The 16151-nt window shown below is 74.3% G+C and carries 12 protein-coding genes; 4 read left to right on the top strand and 8 right to left on the bottom strand.

What is annotated here, in order from left to right:
- The first annotated feature begins 122 nt into the window (after positions 1-122).
- The 4 genes from ettA to ACIPXM_RS29575 are packed head-to-tail and all read left to right on the top strand — an operon-like array spanning position 123 to position 3394.
- On the top strand, positions 123-1787 hold the full coding sequence (gene ettA / locus ACIPXM_RS29590) for an energy-dependent translational throttle protein EttA (RefSeq protein WP_401661678.1): 1665 nt from the start codon (positions 123-125) through the stop codon (positions 1785-1787).
- A 7-nt stretch (positions 1788-1794) separates the two neighbouring features.
- Positions 1795-2220, top strand: coding sequence for an acyl-CoA thioesterase (locus ACIPXM_RS29585; protein ID WP_401661675.1), 426 nt, complete (start codon positions 1795-1797; stop codon positions 2218-2220).
- Complete coding sequence (locus ACIPXM_RS29580; protein ID WP_401661672.1) at positions 2217-2897, top strand: hypothetical protein; 681 nt, start codon at positions 2217-2219, stop codon at positions 2895-2897. Before ACIPXM_RS29585 ends, ACIPXM_RS29580 begins: the two co-directional genes overlap by 4 nt.
- 14 nt (positions 2898-2911) lie before the next feature.
- Positions 2912-3394 carry a GNAT family N-acetyltransferase gene (locus tag ACIPXM_RS29575; protein WP_401661669.1) on the top strand — a complete coding sequence of 161 codons (483 nt, stop codon included), beginning with the start codon at positions 2912-2914 and terminating at the stop codon, positions 3392-3394.
- A gap of 15 nt (positions 3395-3409) precedes the next feature.
- On the opposite strand, the gene ACIPXM_RS29570 is transcribed toward ACIPXM_RS29575, so the two are convergent.
- The 8 genes from ACIPXM_RS29570 to ACIPXM_RS29535 form a co-directional block, all read right to left on the bottom strand.
- Entirely contained in the window at positions 3410-4006 is a 597-nt protein-coding gene (locus tag ACIPXM_RS29570; RefSeq protein ID WP_401661667.1) for a hypothetical protein, read from the bottom strand.
- Positions 4007-4102: 96 nt separating this feature from the next.
- On the bottom strand, positions 4103-5089 hold the full coding sequence (locus ACIPXM_RS29565; RefSeq protein WP_401661664.1) for an ABC transporter ATP-binding protein: 987 nt from the start codon (positions 5087-5089) through the stop codon (positions 4103-4105).
- Positions 5086-7878 (bottom strand): ABC transporter permease, encoded by a 2793-nt coding sequence (locus ACIPXM_RS29560; protein ID WP_401661662.1) that lies wholly within the window; start codon positions 7876-7878, stop codon positions 5086-5088. Before ACIPXM_RS29560 ends, ACIPXM_RS29565 begins: the two co-directional genes overlap by 4 nt.
- Positions 7879-7940: 62 nt before the next feature.
- Positions 7941-11252, bottom strand: coding sequence for an FtsX-like permease family protein (locus ACIPXM_RS29555; RefSeq protein WP_401661660.1), 3312 nt, complete (start codon positions 11250-11252; stop codon positions 7941-7943).
- Between the two features lie 215 nt (positions 11253-11467).
- Complete coding sequence (locus ACIPXM_RS29550; RefSeq protein ID WP_401661658.1) at positions 11468-11872, bottom strand: globin; 405 nt, start codon at positions 11870-11872, stop codon at positions 11468-11470.
- Between the two features lie 117 nt (positions 11873-11989).
- Positions 11990-13333, bottom strand: coding sequence for an FHA domain-containing protein (locus ACIPXM_RS29545; RefSeq protein ID WP_401661655.1), 1344 nt, complete (start codon positions 13331-13333; stop codon positions 11990-11992).
- A gap of 28 nt (positions 13334-13361) precedes the next feature.
- On the bottom strand, positions 13362-14711 hold the full coding sequence (locus ACIPXM_RS29540) for a VWA domain-containing protein (protein WP_401661653.1): 1350 nt from the start codon (positions 14709-14711) through the stop codon (positions 13362-13364).
- A gap of 113 nt (positions 14712-14824) precedes the next feature.
- The gene (locus ACIPXM_RS29535) at positions 14825-16150 is read right to left on the bottom strand and encodes a protein phosphatase 2C domain-containing protein (protein WP_401661650.1); all 1326 of its coding nucleotides are present in this window, start codon (positions 16148-16150) and stop codon (positions 14825-14827) included.
- Between the last annotated feature and the right edge of the window lies 1 nt (position 16151).

Here is a 16151-nt window from a genome sequence, read left to right as displayed (position 1 = left end):
GGGGCCGTTCCGCGTTCCACGGGCCGAAACCCGGCCCCGGGCCCCTACTGGTTTCCGCCGACGGGGCTCGGTCAGGCAAGATGGGTCTATCTGCCCACTCACTCCTTGCCGGACGGTTTCTCTTGGCTGAGTACATCTACACGATGCGCAAGACGCGCAAGGCGCACGGCGACAAGGTCATCCTCGATGACGTGACGCTGAGCTTCCTGCCCGGCGCGAAGATCGGTGTGGTCGGCCCGAACGGTGCCGGTAAGTCCACCGTGCTGAAGATCATGGCCGGTCTTGAGCAGCCGTCCAACGGTGACGCGTTCCTGGCCCCCGGCTACTCCGTCGGCATCCTCATGCAGGAGCCGAAGCTGGACGAGTCCAAGACCGTCCTGGAGAACGTCGAGGACGGCGTGGCCGTCATCAAGGGCAAGCTCGACCGGTTCAACGCCATCGCCGAGGAGATGGCCACGAACTACACCGACGAGCTGATGACCGAGATGGGCAAGCTCCAGGACGACCTGGACCACGCCAACGCGTGGGACCTGGACGCCCAGCTGGAGCAGGCCATGGACGCCCTGGGCTGCCCGCCCGGCGACTGGCCGGTCAACAACCTCTCCGGTGGCGAGAAGCGCCGGGTGGCGCTCTGCAAGCTGCTCCTTGAGGCCCCCGACCTGCTCCTCCTCGACGAGCCCACCAACCACCTCGACGCCGAGTCGGTGAACTGGCTGGAGCAGCACCTCGCCCAGTACAAGGGCACCGTCGTCGCCATCACCCACGACCGGTACTTCCTCGACAACGTGGCCGAGTGGATCCTCGAGCTCGACCGCGGCCGGGCCATCCCGTACGAGGGCAACTACTCGACCTACCTCACCAAGAAGTCCGAGCGGCTCAAGGTCGAGGGCAAGAAGGACGAGAAGCGCGCCAAGCGCCTCAAGGAAGAGCTCGAGTGGGTGCGGTCCAACGCCAAGGGGCGTCAGGCCAAGTCCAAGGCGCGTCTGGCGCGCTACGAGGAGATGGCGGCCGAGGCCGACAAGATGCGGAAGCTGGACTTCGAGGAGATCCAGATCCCGCCGGGCCCGCGTCTGGGCTCGATCGTCGTCGAGGTCTCCAACCTCTCCAAGGCGTTCGGTGACAAGGTCCTCATCGACGACCTCAGCTTCACCCTGCCCCGCAACGGCATCGTCGGCGTGATCGGCCCGAACGGCGCCGGCAAGACCACGCTCTTCAAGATGATCCAGGGCCTGGAGACGCCGGACTCCGGCGAGATCAAGGTCGGCGACACCGTCAAGATCTCGTACGTGGACCAGTCCCGCGCCAACATCGACCCCAAGAAGACGCTGTGGGCCGTCGTCTCCGACGAGCTGGACTACATCAACGTCGGCCAGGTCGAGATGCCGTCCCGCGCCTACGTCTCCGCGTTCGGCTTCAAGGGCCCGGACCAGCAGAAGCCGGCCGGTGTGCTCTCCGGCGGTGAGCGCAACCGCCTCAACCTCGCGCTCACCCTCAAGCAGGGCGGCAACCTGCTGCTCCTCGACGAGCCGACCAACGACCTCGACGTCGAGACCCTGTCCTCGCTGGAGAACGCGCTCCTGGAGTTCCCGGGTGCCGCGGTGGTCGTCTCCCACGACCGCTGGTTCCTGGACCGGGTCGCCACCCACATCCTCGCCTACGAGGGCGAGTCCAAGTGGTTCTGGTTCGAGGGCAACTTCGAGTCGTACGAGAAGAACAAGATCGAGCGGCTCGGCCCGGACGCGACCCGTCCGCACCGCGCCACCTACAAGAAGCTGACCCGAGGCTGATCAGCCGATGGCCCGTCATCTCTACTCCTGCCCCCTGCGCTGGTCGGACATGGACGCCTTCGGCCACGTGAACAACGTGGTCTTCCTCCGCTACCTGGAGGAGGCGCGGATCGACTTCATGTTCCGGCTGGCGCCGGGGGACGGCAGCCCGTCGTTCTCCGGCGGGTCCGTCGTGGCCCGGCACGAGATCGACTACCTGCGGCCGCTGGTCCACCGGCACGAGCCGGTGACCATCGAGTCCTGGGTCACCAAGATGACCGCGGCGTCGCTCACGATCGCGTACGAGATCAAGGACCCGGACGTCACCTACGTACGGGCCTCGACCGTCGTCGTGCCGTTCGACCTCGCGGCGCAGCGCCCGCGGCGCATCTCCGACGAGGAGCGGGCGTTCCTGAAGGAGTACATGGACGACGGGATGAACTCCGCCGCATGACCGCCATCGCGCCGCTGCACTTCGCCGATCCGCGGGAGGCGGCGGGTCTCGCCGCCTTCCTGCGCAGGCTGCTGCACTACGACCGCGCCGCCGCCGTCCGGATCCAGGCCGGGGGCGGCGCGCTCGCCGTGTTCGGACGGCCGCCGTCGTTCGAGGTGATCGCGATCCGTACGGCCCGGCTCGTCGACGACACCGACCTGGACGTCACCGTCTCCGCCGGTGAACTCCTCGAAGGCATCGAGGAGTCGGCGGGCAAGGCCGTCGTGCCCGACTCCGTCACCGGCCCGCCGTGGGCCGGGGTGCTGCCGCCGCGCGGCGGCTGGCGGCCGGTCACCGGGCTGCCCCCGGTCGCCGGGATGCGCGGCGCGGTCGGCGCGGCCGTCACCGAGTTCCGGACCAGGGACGAGGCGCTCCCCGAGGAGCACCGCACCCGGGCCGAGCGGGACCGGATCGGCCGCGAGATCTGGTCCAGGACCCTCGGTGACACCGGCCTCCCGCTGCGCGCCGTGCACGCCGCGCAGTCCCTCGGCTTCCTGCCGGACCTGCCCGACGCGGACCTGCCGGTCGCGCTGTACGCGGCGGGGCCCTGGCTCCGGCTGCGCACGGCGTACGGATCGGTCGCGCTGCGCACGGTCGCCACGGCGTTCCCGGTCACCCCCGGCCACCCCGCCCGATGACCCCGGAGCACCACATGAACCAGACCCCGGACCCGGATCCGGCTTCCGCCTCGGCCACGGACCCGGTCCCCGCGACGGCCCCCGCCACCGCCCCGGCGCTCGACCCCGCCCCGGACCTCACCGTCGACGCGCCGCTCACCGGCGCCGAACTCAACGTCCTCTTCCGGGCCTCCTGGCCCGGGCACACCGAGGCCGACTTCGCGCCGGTGTTCGCCCGGCGGCTGCTGCACGTCACCGCCCGCCGCGACGGCCGTCTCGTCGGCTATGTGAACGTGGTCGGGGACGGCGGCGCGCACGCCTTCCTGCTCGACACCACGGTCCACCCCGACGAACGCCGCCACGGCCTCGGTGTCGCGCTGGTCCGCGCGGCCGCCGCCGCGGCCCGCGCGCGCGGCGCCCACTGGCTGCACGTCGACTTCGAGCCCCACCTCACCACGTTCTACGAGCGCTGCGGCTTCCGCCCCACGGCGGCGGGCCTCCTCGCCCTCCAGGACTGACCCCGCCCGCACCGGTCATGACGCGTCGGCCGGGTCCCGCCCCGGCCGCCCCTCCCGTACCAGCGTCACCACCGTCAGCAGCGCCGCGAGCGACAGCACGACCGTCGGGATCACCGGGGAGCCGATGGCCTTGTTGTCGCGGGCAAGCACCGGATCGAGACGGCGGTCCGGGTCGATCGCGATCCGGGTCTTCGTGCCGTCGTCGCCGATCTTCTCCTCCGCCGCGAAATCCCGTGGATAGCCGCCGACGCAGTCCAGGGTGTGGTGGAACAGGGTCTTGGACTCCGGGGCGCCGTCGCCGAACGTCGGGTGCTCGGTCACCGTGACCTTGCCGACCACCACACAGTCGACGACCTCGGGACGTACCCGCGCGTCCCGCGCCTCCACCCACACCGAGGCGAGCCCGAGGAACAGCAGGACCAGCGCGAAGATGCTGCCGGACGCCCGGAACAGCACCCCCAGCGCGAGCAGCGCGACCACCGTGAGCGCCAGGCCGACCGCGATCGAGACGAACGTGGGCACGGCGGAGCTGTGCATGCTCCAGGTCGCCCACCGGTACAGCAGCCACCCCGACCCGAACGGCACCAGCAGTGCCCCCGGGTACGCCAGCATCCTCGGCATCGTCCCTCACCCCCGGTGTGGGACGCCCGAACCGCCCGACGGGTTCCGGAGCCGGGCCGACGAAGGCCCGGACCACGGCGGGAGGCGTCAGTCCTTCTCCTCGGCCGCCTCGTCCGGCCACACCCCGATGTGGTCCTGCTCCAGTTCGAGTGCCACCCGGTGCCGCATCCCCAGCGTCTCGGTGTACTCGGCGGGCAGCTGGAGCCGCCCCGCCCGGTCGAGCATCGCGTACTCGCGGGCCACCAGCGACTCCTGGCCCGCCTCGTCGACCTCGGTGCGGCGCAGCACCTCCGAGGAGGTGCGGCCGTCGCGGATCGCGACCGTGCGGCGCACCTCGGAGGCCACCGCCTGGTCGTGGGTGACGATCACGATCGTGGTGCCCAGCTCCTCGTTGGCCCGCCGGAACGCGGCGAACACCTGCTCACCGGTGGCCGAGTCCAGCTCACCGGTCGGCTCGTCGGCGAGCAGCACCGAGGGATGGTTGGCGAGCGCCACCGCGATGGCCACCCGCTGCTGCTGGCCGCCGGACAGCTGGTGCGGGCGCCGGTCGGCGTGCTCCGTCATGCCGAGCATCGCCAGGAGTTCCTCCGCGCGCCGCGCCTTGGCCCGCGCGCCGCCCTTCCGGCCGTCCTTCAACTGCATGGGCAGCGCCACGTTCTGAGCTGCCGTCAGATAAGGCAGCAGATTGCGGGCGGTCTGCTGCCAGACGAAGCCGACGACCTCGCGGCGGTAGCGCAGCCGGGCCTTGCCGTCCATGGCGAGCAGATCGCAGCCCGCGACCTTCGCCGCGCCCGCCGTCGGCACGTCGAGCCCGGCCAGGATGTTCATCAGGGTCGACTTGCCGGAGCCGGAGGCGCCGACCAGGGCCATCAACTCGCCGTCCTGCACCAGCAGATCGAGCCCCTGCAGGGCCTGCACCTCCACCCCGTCGGTGCTGAAGATGCGGACCAGCCGGTCGCAGGCGATCAGTGCGTCGTGCCCGTACGAGGGCCGGTCGCGGTGCGCGGTGGCCCGCCGCTCCAGCTCCTCCAAGGTGGTCTCGGCGGTCATGGCGGCGCCGGGGGTTGTCGTCATCGTGCGTCTCCTGCCCTGAGTTCCTTGATCGAGCCGCTGCGGGCCACCCACCACGCCTGGATCCCGGCCACCGCGGCGGTCAGCAGGACCACCGCGAGGGCCGGGGTCGCGAGCGACAGGCCGTCGGCCCGCAGCACCGTGCCGAGCGCCATCGCCTCGTCCGGCGCGGCGGCCAGCGCGAGCCGGGTCAGATCGATGCCCGGCGAGAGCAGGGCGATCGTCGCCCAGCCCACCAGGGCACCGCCGCCCGCCGCGAGCAGCGCCTGCGGCAGGGCTTCGAGGCCGAGCAGCCGCCGGCCCTGCCGCCGGGTCAGTCCCATGGTCCGCAGCCGGGCGAGCAGCGTGGTCCGCTCCGGCGCGGTCTGCAGCAGCGAAAGCAGCACGGCGAGGACCGCGAAGCCCGCGCCCGCGCCGATCGCCGCCTGGTACATGCCCTCGGCGCCGTTCTGCAGCGGCGAGTCGACATAGGTGGCACGCGCCTCGGTGCGCAGCAGCACCTTGGTGTTCTTGGCCTTCGCGGTGACCGCGGCGCGCAGCGCCGGGCCGTCCAGCGCCCGGTCCCCGCCGCCGCTGACGAGCAGGGCGGTCGCGGACCGGTTGGTCAGGTCGTCGCCGTTGACGACGAGGAACTCGGCGTCCGGCAGGGCGGGGGTGACGTCGCGGACGGCCACCACCTTCACATGGAACCGCCCGGCCGCCGCGGTGATCTCCATCGGCCGGCCGCCGAGCCGTTCGGCGACCTTCGGCGAGGCGATCGCGGGGATCACCCGGGCGTTGTCGCCGACGTGGGCGGGACCGCCGGTGCCGGTGGACGCGAGCAGCCCGGCGGGGAAGGCGCCGAAGCCGGTACGGGCGGCCAGCGCCGCGTACGAGCCGGGTTCGACGCCGATCAGCGGGGCGCTCATGCTGCGCTCGGAGGTGCCGAGCGGGGAGGGGAGCAGGACGCCGTACTCGATCTGCAGCGGTGACACCTCGCGTACCCCGGCCGTCTTCCGCACCATGTCGGCGAGTCCGGCGGGCAGCGGCGCCGAGTCGAGCTCGGCGGCCACCCGGGCGTCGGCGCCGACGGCGAGGATCGCGGCCCGGTCGCGGACGTCGGAGACGCCGCTGAGCACCGAGCCGCCGAACGCGGCCGTGGTCAGGGCGAGCATCAGGGCGAGCAGCGGCAGCGCGCCCGACGTCGAGGACCGGCCGGCCCGGGCGAGGGACAGGAAGCCCAGGGCGCCGCGCAGCCTGCGGGCGGGCCGGGCCGCCCAGCGCAGCGGCAGCGGGTAGACCCGGATCAGCACGAACGCGGCGATCAGCGCGACGAGCACCGGCGCGGCGCTGATCAGATGGTCACCGGCGTCCCCGGCGCCCCGGCGGCGCAGCGCGGTGACCGCGCCCACGGCGAGGATCAGCAGGGTGAGTTCGGCGATGGTGCGGCGGGCCGTCGGGCGGGTGGTGACCAGGTCGTCGCGGGCGCCGTGGGCCTGCGGCCTGCGGTGCTGGAGCACCGCGCGCAGCGGCAGCACGAGTGCGGAGACCAGGGCGACGGCGGCGGCGCCCAGGCAGGCGGGCCACAGCCGGGCGCCGTGGTCGCCGGTCACCGTGAGGGCGAGGAGCAGGCCGAGCGCGGCGGCGGGGACCGCGACCACCGAGGTCTCGCCGAGCAGGCGCAGTCCGATGCCGGTCAGGGAGCCGCCGCGGGCCCGCAGCAGGGCGAGTTCGGCCCGTCGCCGGGCCAGGAACAGGCCGCTGGTCATGGCGATGACGACGGCCGCGACGGCGCCGATGCCGAAGGTGGCGACGGCGACGACGGCGGAGACGGCGTCACGGGTGCCGCGGTATCCGGCGACGGTCTCGTCCAGGCCGGTGTTGAAGCCGCCGGTCTCGCCGAGGGCGTCGCGCAGGGCGACCAGGCCGGGGCCGCTGCTCATCGCGTCGAGGGCGGTGCTGAGCCGGTCGGTGTCGCGGGCGGTCAGGTGCCGGACGTCGGGCCCGAAGCTCCAGTACCGCTCGGGTTCGCCGAGGGTCGCCACCATCGTGGGGGCGCTCTCCGGCGCGACGAGCACCGCGGCGCCCCAGTACCAGACGGGGTCGGGGCCGCCGTTGCTCTTGTCGCCGAGGAACGGGGTGTGCAGGACCGGGTCGGCCGACCAGTAGCCGCCGGCGAGGTCCCGCGGTTCGACGATGCCGGTGATCGTGATCGGCTTGGGCACGGCGTCGGTGCCCGGCACGTGGATCACCGAACCGGGCTTCAGGTTCATGGTCCTGGCCGTCTTGGCGGTGACCGCGCCCTCCATGGCGCCGTTCTTGCCGGCCTTGGGGGCCCGGCCCGCGATGAGCGTGGAGTGCGCGGCCAGGGCGTCGGGCGCGGCGAGGAAGAAGTCCGGCGGCACCCGGCGGTCCACCCGGGTCAGGAACGGGTCGTCGGCGGGCAGCGGCTTGGTGGTGCGCGCCCCGTACGAGGACTGGCCCTGGTCGCTGCGCAGCGGCGCCTTCAGCAGGCCGAGCAGCGCGTCGCGCCGGGAGCGCAGTTTCTCCGGCGCGAGCTCGGACGCCCGCGCCGCCGCGTTCAGGTTGAGCGGGACCTCGGAGGTGAACACCATGGCGGTGTGCCGGGGTTCGGCGGTGTCGACCGCGTGCCACAGGCCCTCGGTCTCGTAGGTGTCGACGGCGCGCGGCAGGGCCGCCGCGAGGAACGCCGTCACCAGGACGAGCAGGCCGAACGCGACGGCCGCGCTCCGGTGGGTGCGCAGCCGGGTGCGGACCCAGGGGGCCACCGTGCGGGCGGGCGTGCGGGACATGGCGGTCGCCTTTCCGCGGGCGGGGGTGGACGGCGGCTGGGGTGCGCGGGCCGGGGAGGTGGTCACTGTTCCCCCTGGATGCGCAGGGTGACGGCCGGGTCGGTGCGGCGCAGCGCGATCGCCGCGACGATCACGAGCGGCAGTACGGCGACCCCGGCGAGCAGCAACGCCACATGGCCGACGGGGAGTTCGACGAGGACGGCGGGCAGTGGCCGTTCCGCCTGCCCGGTGAGCACGATCAGCGGCACGACCGCCCGGGTGAGCACGGTGCCGATGACGACGCCGACGAGCAGTCCGATGCCGACCAGCAGGCCCTGTTCGGCGGCGAGCAGCCGGGCGAGCCGGCGGCGCGGCGCGCCGAGCGCCCGCAGCACGCTGAACTCCCGCTCGCGTTCGCGCAGCGAGCCCGCGGAGGAGACCGCGAAGCCGACGGCGGCGAGCGCGGCGGCGGCCGCCGCGACCGCCATCAGGGCGGAGTTGGGGCCCGCGCCGAGCGGATCGCCGAGGAGTTCGGTGGCGGTCTCGTCCCGTACGAGGACCAGCGCGGGGTCGGCGTCGGGGCGGGCCCGCAGGGCCTTGGCGACGTCGGCGGTCCGGCCGGGGGCGGTGGTGAGCCACCATTCGGTGGGGGCGAGCGAGGCGGTGGCGTCGGTGGCGAGCGCCCGGTTGGCGGTGGCGAGGTCGATCAGGACCGCGCCGCCGTCCGCGCGGGCGGCGTCCGCCGCGCCCGGGGCCACGGACCGGGCGCCGGGCCCGGTGGTGGGCAGCTCGCGGACGGTGGCGACGATCGTGACCCGCAGGGTGTGGCCGCCGAAGGCGACGCTCACCTGGTCGCCGGTCTTCGCCCCGGCGGCGGTCAGGAACGCGTCGCTGGCCAGGGCCGGGACCACGGCGGGCCGGGCCGGGCGGGGCGCCTTGAGGCTCACCGTGTAGCCGTCGGTGCTGTATCCGGCGTGTTCGGGGGAGACCACGAACGGCTGGGTGAGCGCGGCCGCGGTGGCCGGGCGGCTGTTCAGCACCGCCGTGACCTCCTCGCCGGTCATGGTGACGGCGGTCAGGTAGTCGCCGGTCCAGGTGGCGAGCGCGCCGCGCGCGTCGAGCGGCCGGGCGGCGGCCGCCGAGGCGCCCGCGAGCAGCCGCTCGACGGTGAGCGTGCGGGCCCCGCCGAGGTCGGCGTCGTTGCGCCCGTCGACCTCCAGGCCGGTGAGGACGAGGTGCTGACCGCCCTCGGAGGCGGGCAGGGTGACATCGAGCCGGTGCGGCCGTCCGTCGGCGGGCAGCGCGCCGAGCAGTCTGCGGTACGGGACCCCGTAGGTGTCCTCGAAGGTGGCGGTCACCTGGGTGGGGGTGGTGCCGGGCGGCGCCGTGTCGCGCAGCTCGACGCCGAACGACCGGGCACCGGCGGGCAGCGCCACCCCGGGGCGCGGGGTCAGCTTCGGCTGGATCGCGGCCAGCTTCCCGGCCGGGGAGCCGTCGGCGAGATCGGCGCGCATCAGCATTCCGGCGGCGGCCCGCCGGGTGTCCATGGCGAGAGCGGTGGCGGTCCGTTCGTTGAGATCGGCCTCGCCGCGGAACACCGGGGCCGCCTGCCGGACGCCCGGCACGGTGGCGAGGCGCTCGGTCTCGGCGAGTTCGCCGGGGCCCGCGCCGAGCACCCGGATGTTCGCGCCGGTCGCGAAGTCGGCCTGGTCGCGCTGCGAACGCTCCCAGGAGTCGCGCTGGCCGATCGCCAGCATGCCCATGGCGACGGCGAGCACGAGCAGCAGCACCGGGCCCGCGCCGCGCAGCGGGCGGCGGCTGAACTGCCAGCCGGCAAGCGCCGCGGGCAGCCCCCGGCCACCGGCCGCGCGCCGCTCCGCGAGCCGGGCGGCGGGCGGCAGCAGCCGCAGGGTCAGCACGGTGCCGGCGAGCAGCGCGAGGGCGGGCGCGGCGACCAGCAGCGGGTCGACGCCGAGGGTGCCGGAGCGGTCCCCGGCGAGCGCGCCGCCGCCGCTGCCGGTCTGCCGGTCCAACTGCCAGTAGGCGACGCCCGCGAGCAGCAGCAGACCGATGTCCGCACCGGCCTTGACCGGTCCGGGCAGCGCGGCGGAGCGGCCCTTGCGCAGCGAGATCGCGGCGCCGTCGCCGGTGGCGAGCGCCGGGGCGACCACGGCGGCGGCGCAGCACAGCGCGACCGCGGCGGCCACCAGCCAGACCGTGCCCGCGGGGGCGGCGCCGAGCCCGGCGTCCAGCGCGTCCAGGGTGGAGCGGTCGGCGACAAGACGGGTCAGCGGCCCGGCGAGCAGCGGGGCGGCGACGGCGGCGGGCAGCGCGAGCAGCAGCGCCTCGACGGTGGCGAGCCCGGCGATCCGGCGCCGCGAGGCACCGCGGGCGCGCAGCAGATCGGTCTCGCCGGAACGCTCGGTGCTCAGCAGCCGGGCCACCAGGAGCAGCGCGTACGCGGCGAGCAGCACCAGCTGCACCGCCACGATCGACAGCGTGGAACGGGCCACGAGCAGCGCCCGGCCGGTGTGTTCCAGGACGGTCGGCAGCGCGGTGGTCGCGTCGACGGTGGTGCCGAAGGCGGACGAGTCGGCGAGCAGCGCCTTCGGGGCCTCGGTGGCGGCGGCGCGCAGCGAGTCCATCCCGTCGGTGGTCAGCCCGGTGTAGTCGGCGCTGCCCAGCCAGGAGGTGTCACCGGCGGCGACCCGCCCGGAGCCGAGCACGGCCGGGTCGGTGACCAGCGGCCCGTACGTGGTGAAGACCAGGGTCTTCACACCGCGCCCGGCCGCCGGGTCGAGCTGCCAGTACGGATCGGCCAGGTCGTTGGGGCGGTAGAGGCCGGTGATGCGGGTGGTGACCGTCTTCGACGTGAGCCGGTCGGTGAGGGTGAGGACGGTGCCGGGGCCGACCTTCAGGAGCCGGGCGGCCTCCTCGGGCAGGGCGCTCTCCACCGGACCGCCCTTGCCGCCCGCCGCCGTCGGCCAGGCGCCGCGCACCAGGCTGATCCGGGACCGGTCGAGCGCGGCGAACCGGGTCAGGTCGGGCTCGCCGGACCGGGCGGCCGGGGCCTGGAGCTGGCGCGGCAGCGCGTAGGGACCCGAGGTCTCCAGCTTCCGCACGGTCACCGGCAGCCCGTCGAAGGCGCGCTGCGCCCCGGCCCGTACGGCGGCGTCGGCACTGGCCCGTTTGTCGGCCGGGACCGCGCCGGTGACCCGCAGGGTGGCGGCCGCCGCGGAGCGGCCGGTCAGCGTGGACTGCAGGGCGGCGTCACCGATGGAGCCGGAGAACGCGGCGAGGGTCGCGAGCACGCAGGTGGTGAGGAGGACGGACAACAGCGCTGCGGCGAGCAGCAGCCGATGCGCCCTGACCCGCAGAAGAACAAAACCCGTCACCCGTTTCCCCCCTGAAAACCCGGGATCGTTCACAATCGAACGTTTCCCGGATGCTTTCAGAGGGTCATGGGGTCTGGAAACCGCTTGCGGTCCGACCTTGATCCGATCGTGACCGTTATTCGGCGGACGGTCACCGGAATGTGTTCATCCGCGAGCGGGCGGTCAGCCCGCCGTACCGTGACCGCCCCACCATGACGGTCGTGAGTCGACCGCCGTCAGTCGGCGGCGTTCACCATCGAGGCGGCGGCGTACGTCAGGTACTTCCACAGCTGCTGCTCGTGCTCCGGCGCGAGCCCCAGCTCGTCCACCGCGTCCCGCATGTGCCGCAGCCACGCGTCGTGCGCCGCCCGGTCCACCGTGAACGGCGCGTGCCGCATCCGCAGCCGCGGGTGCCCCCGGTTGTCGCTGTAGGTGCGCGGACCGCCCCAGTACTGCATGAGGAAGAGCACCAGCCGCTCCTCGGCGGGACCGAGGTCCTCCTCCGGGTACATCGGCCGCAGCAGCGGGTCCTCCGCGACGCCCTGGTAGAAGCGGTGCACCAGGCGACGGAAGGTCTCCTCGCCGCCCACCTGCTCGTAGAAGGTCTGCTCCTGGACCGTGCCGCGCGGAATCTCGTTCACCGTTCCATCGTCTCAGATGACCCGGCGGAGGACCTGAGGTCTAGGACCTCGGATCCTCCGCCGGGTTCGAAGCGGTGCGGAGCGGTGCGGTGCGCGCGTGCGGTCGTACGGTACGGGTCAGCCGCGCCGTACGGTGATCGTCGTCCAGGCACCCACGTGCACCTGGTCGCCGTCCTGGAGCTGCACCGGCACGTACGGCTGGATCGGGTCGGGCGAACCGTTGATCGTGGTGCCGTTGGTGGAGTTCTGGTCCACCACCGCCCACGAACCGTCCGGCTGCGCCACGAGGACCGCGTGCTGGTGCGAGACGCCCGGGTCCTCCGGCGGCACCGACAGGTCGATGTCGGGCGACTCACCGGTGGAGTGCCGACGGCGGCCGATGCTGACCTGGCTGCCCTGGAGCGGGATGTGCTGCTCGGGGGAGTACGCGGGCAGGTTGAGCCCCGACGCCTCGGGACCGCTGCGCTGCATCATCGCCATGAAGTACGCCCGGTCCGGGCCGATCACGGCGCTCCAGCCGAGCTGCTGCTGAGGCGGCTGCGGCTGCTGGGGCTGCTGCGGAGCCTGCTGCTGGAAGTGCTGCTGCTGTTGCTGAGGGGGCTGCGGCTGCTGGGGCGCCTGCTGCTGGAAGTGCTGCGGCGGGCCCTGCGGCGGCGGTGCCTGGTGCTGCTGGTGCGATGGCGGCGGCAGCATCCAGTCGTCGTCCGCGCGCGGCTGCGGCGGGGCGGGCGGCGCGGGCTGCTGCGGCGGCGCCGGGGCGTACCCCTGCGGCGCGTGCATCTGCCGCGGCGGAGGCGGCGGCCCCTGGGGCGCCTGCATCGGCGGCCGCTGCGGCGGAGCCTGGTGGTGGGTCGGGTCGGCGCCCAGCGGCTCGGCCGGACGGTTCACCTGCGAGGGCCGCGAACCCTGGTACTCGTACGGGTCGGCGTGCTGCGGCTGCGGCTGGGGGTGCTGCGGCTGGGGCGGCTGCGGCGCGGCGGGCGGCGACTGGAAGCCCGGCGGCAGGTTGAGCCCGGGCTGCGGGCCCTGCGGACCGGGGTGGTGCGGGCCCTGCGGACCGGGCCCGGGGCCCATGCCCTGGCCCATGCCCGGGGCCGGCGGGCGGGGGGCGCCCGGCGGGGCGATCGGGGTGTAGGAGGTCGCCGTGTTCGTGAGGAAGTTCCAGCGGCACTCCTCGCAGAACGGCGCCATGTGCTCGCGCGGCGTCCGGCACTGCGGGCACAGCTCGGCGTGCGCCGTCGCGTTCGGGTCGTACCCGGAGTGCGGCGGCGGGGGCGGCGGGCCCTGCGGTCCCGGACCGGCCGGGCCGCCGGGGCCCGGGTAGCCGTAGGCGGGAGGCGGCGGCGGGGGAGGCGGCGGTACGGCACCCGTCGGCGCACCCGCCCCGGCCGCCATGCGGTGGCCGCAGACCTCGCACCAGTCGTCGGAGACCGACTGGTGTCCGTTCGGGCAGGTCGGCATGTCGGTGCTTCCCCCTCTCCTCATCCTCTTACTTCTTCACGCGAACGGTCTTGGTGGAGCGGGTCTCGAGAGTCATCTCGTCCGCTTCCGCGACCTTCGCCTTCAACCGCACAGTACCCGTCGCCGCGTCGACCACGTCCACCACCTTCGAAAGGAGTTTCGCCGTATCGGCGTTGCCGGAGGCGGCCGCGAGCTGCACGGCCCGGCCGAGCTTCGCGGTCGCACCGTCCTCGTCGCCCGATTTGCGCGCGTCCAGACCCTGCTGGATGACGTCGGCGAGCTCGGCCTGCCCGGTGTAGTGGGCGACCTGGGCGTTGATCGCGGTCGACACCACCAGGTCGTCGGTCCACACCGCGCGGACCAGGCCCTGGGACAGCGCCACCGGGTCGCCGCCGGCCGGTCCCGGCGCGATCAGCGAGACCCGGGCGGCCAGCATCTCCTGGCCGATCGCGGCCTCCGGGACCCGGACCGACACGTGGTAGTCGCGGGACTCGTCGCCCCAGGAGCCGGTCGGATAGTCCCCGGCCCGCGGCCCCGCCACGACCCGGCGCCCGGACAGGTCCTCCACGCTCGGCGCGACCTGCTTCACGAAGCCGATCTCCACGCCGACCGGGGTCCACAGCCGCAGCACCACGTCCGCGACCGCCTTGCCCATGGCGCCTTCCATCATGGTGGTGAAGTCGGCGGCGAGCCCGGCCGGGTCGGCGACGATGTCGGCGGTGCCGAGCAGCGCCCGGGCGATGCCCCGGACCTCGTCGACCTCCCAGTCGGTGCCGACCCCGCGCGCGTCGCAGGTGAAGCGGCCCGCGCAGGAGTCGAGGGCGGCCCGCAGTTCCTCCGGGGCCTCGTGCTCGTTGCGCCCGTCGGTGAGCAGGATGCCGTGGCGTATCGAGGCGTCGGACGCGGCGAGCAGCCGGTCGGCGAGCCGCAGCCAGGTGCCGATGGCGGTGCCGCCGCCCGCGCTGAGCGCCCGCAGCGCGTCCTTGGCCTGCGCGCGGGTACGGGCGTCGGCGACCGCGAGCCGCCCGGCGCCCGGGTAGACCTCGCGGGCCACATGGGTCCCGGCGATCACGGCGAACGCGGTGCCGTCCCGCAGCGTGTCGATGGCGGCGGCGGTCGCCTCGCGGGCGCCGCGCATCTTGGTCGCGGGGTAGTCCATCGAACCCGAGCAGTCCAGCATCAGGACCACGGCGGCACCGCCCGGCACGGCGTCGCCGACCGCGTCGGCGGGACCGGACCCGGCACCGGACCCGGTGGCGGCCCCGGTGGCGGTGACCGTGACGATGGCGTTCACGTCCCGCCCGCCCTCCGGCAGGAACTCGTTCTGATAGACGTCCACCGAGAACTGCGGCCCGGTGGGTTTGGCGAAGTTGGCCATGGCGGTGCGGCTCCTTGCGGCTCCTCGGCTCACGAGAAGTAGAGAGAGAAAGAAAGTAGGAGAGAGAAGGAAGGACGAGACGGTGGGGGAGCGGGCGGGGAGGACGGCGGCGGCTAGGCCGATCCTGCCCCGGCGGGCGGAAGGGCGAACGGCAGCAGCGCGACCGTGATGTTGTCGTGGCCGCCGCCGTCGAGCGCGTGCCCGACGAGCGTCTGCGCCGCGTGCAGCGGCTGCCCCGACGCGTCCCGCGGCAGCACCCGCGCCATGTCCTCGGCGGACTCGGCGTAGTTCCACAGACCGTCGGTGCAGACCACCACGACACCCGGCCGGTCCGGCTTGAACGCGGCGGTGTGCGGTTCCAGTTCGTACGCGTCGGCGCCGAGCCAGCCGGTGATGGCGTGGGCCCGCTCGTCCGCGTACGCCTGCGCCTCGGTCATCAGCCCGGCGGCGACCATCTGCGCCGCCCAGGAGTCGTCCTCGGTGAGCCGGGCGGGCGGAGTGGCCCGGTCGTCCGGCACCCAGTAGGCGCGGCTGTCGCCGACCCAGCCGATGATCAGCAGGCCGTCGACGACGACCGAACCGACGATGGTGCAGGCCGGGGAGTTCTGGTGCTCCCGCTCCGGCGACGGCGGCTCGGCCAGCGCGTTCACCGCGTCGGCCGCGGCCACGATCGCCTCCTGCATGGCCTGCTGCGGGTGGGTGCCCCGGGGCAGCGCGGTCACCAGGGCGGTCCGCGCGGCCGACGCGGCGGCGGCCGACGCCTCGTCCGGGCGGGTCGCCGAGGAGACGCCGTCGCAGACCACGGCGAGCGCGGCGGGCGAACCGTCCGGCAGCGCGGTCGCGGCGACCGCGAAGGAGTCCTCGTTGCGGTGGTGGCGCAGCCCGCGGTCGCTGACGGCGGCCACCGACGGCAGCTCCTCCTCCATGTGGTCGCGGTCGCGCGGCTGGGCGTGCCCGCAGTGCTCGCAGTAGCCGTCGGCGTCGACGTGCCCGGTCCGGCAGGCCACGCACAGCTTCCGCGGCCCGGCCCCGGCCGCCGCCGGACGCGGTTCGGGCGCGGGCAGCGTGAAGTCCCCGTCGGCATCCGTGCCTTCGGCCACCGGCCCGGCCCCGGCCCCGGGGGCCTCCGGCACCCCGTCTGTCCGCGCCTCCGGCACCCCGTCCGTCCGCATCTCGACGGTCGGCAGGTCACGCCCGCCCGAGTCGGTGCCCGGCAGGTCGCCGGGGTGCTGGGTGGCCGTGGACAGCGACCGGGTGTCCCGGGGCGGTGCCTCCGGCCACTCCACCGGCAGCGCGATCGGCACCGTCGGCCGGTCCGGGACCGGGACGGCCGACAGGTCGAAGCCGCACGCGCCGCAGTACCGGTCACCGGACTCGAGCGGCTCGTGGCAGTCGGGGCAGGTGCCCAGCGGATGCGGGCTCTTGGGCTTCAGCGACATG

It is taken from the genome of Streptomyces sp. NPDC090025 (assembly GCF_044748125.1).
Taxonomy (GTDB): domain Bacteria; phylum Actinomycetota; class Actinomycetes; order Streptomycetales; family Streptomycetaceae; genus Streptomyces.
The sequence above is the reverse complement of the archived record's forward strand: the minus strand, read 5'-3'. Positions and strand labels throughout refer to the sequence as shown.

Excerpts from the sequence above, each read along its gene's own strand:
- ACIPXM_RS29585 (WP_401661675.1), top strand. The coding sequence starts at position 1,795 with ATGGCCCGTCATCTCTACTCCTGCCCCCTGCGCTGGTCGGACATGGAC.
- ACIPXM_RS29580 (WP_401661672.1), top strand. The coding sequence starts at position 2,217 with ATGACCGCCATCGCGCCGCTGCACTTCGCCGATCCGCGGGAGGCGGCG.
- ACIPXM_RS29575 (WP_401661669.1), top strand. The coding sequence starts at position 2,912 with ATGAACCAGACCCCGGACCCGGATCCGGCTTCCGCCTCGGCCACGGAC.
- ACIPXM_RS29570 (WP_401661667.1), bottom strand. The coding sequence starts at position 4,006 with ATGCTGGCGTACCCGGGGGCACTGCTGGTGCCGTTCGGGTCGGGGTGG.
- ACIPXM_RS29565 (WP_401661664.1), bottom strand. The coding sequence starts at position 5,089 with ATGACGACAACCCCCGGCGCCGCCATGACCGCCGAGACCACCTTGGAG.
- ACIPXM_RS29560 (WP_401661662.1), bottom strand. The coding sequence starts at position 7,878 with ATGTCCCGCACGCCCGCCCGCACGGTGGCCCCCTGGGTCCGCACCCGG.
- ACIPXM_RS29545 (WP_401661655.1), bottom strand. The coding sequence starts at position 13,333 with ATGCCGACCTGCCCGAACGGACACCAGTCGGTCTCCGACGACTGGTGC.
- ACIPXM_RS29540 (WP_401661653.1), bottom strand. The coding sequence starts at position 14,711 with ATGGCCAACTTCGCCAAACCCACCGGGCCGCAGTTCTCGGTGGACGTC.
- ACIPXM_RS29535 (WP_401661650.1), bottom strand. The coding sequence starts at position 16,150 with ATGTCGCTGAAGCCCAAGAGCCCGCATCCGCTGGGCACCTGCCCCGAC.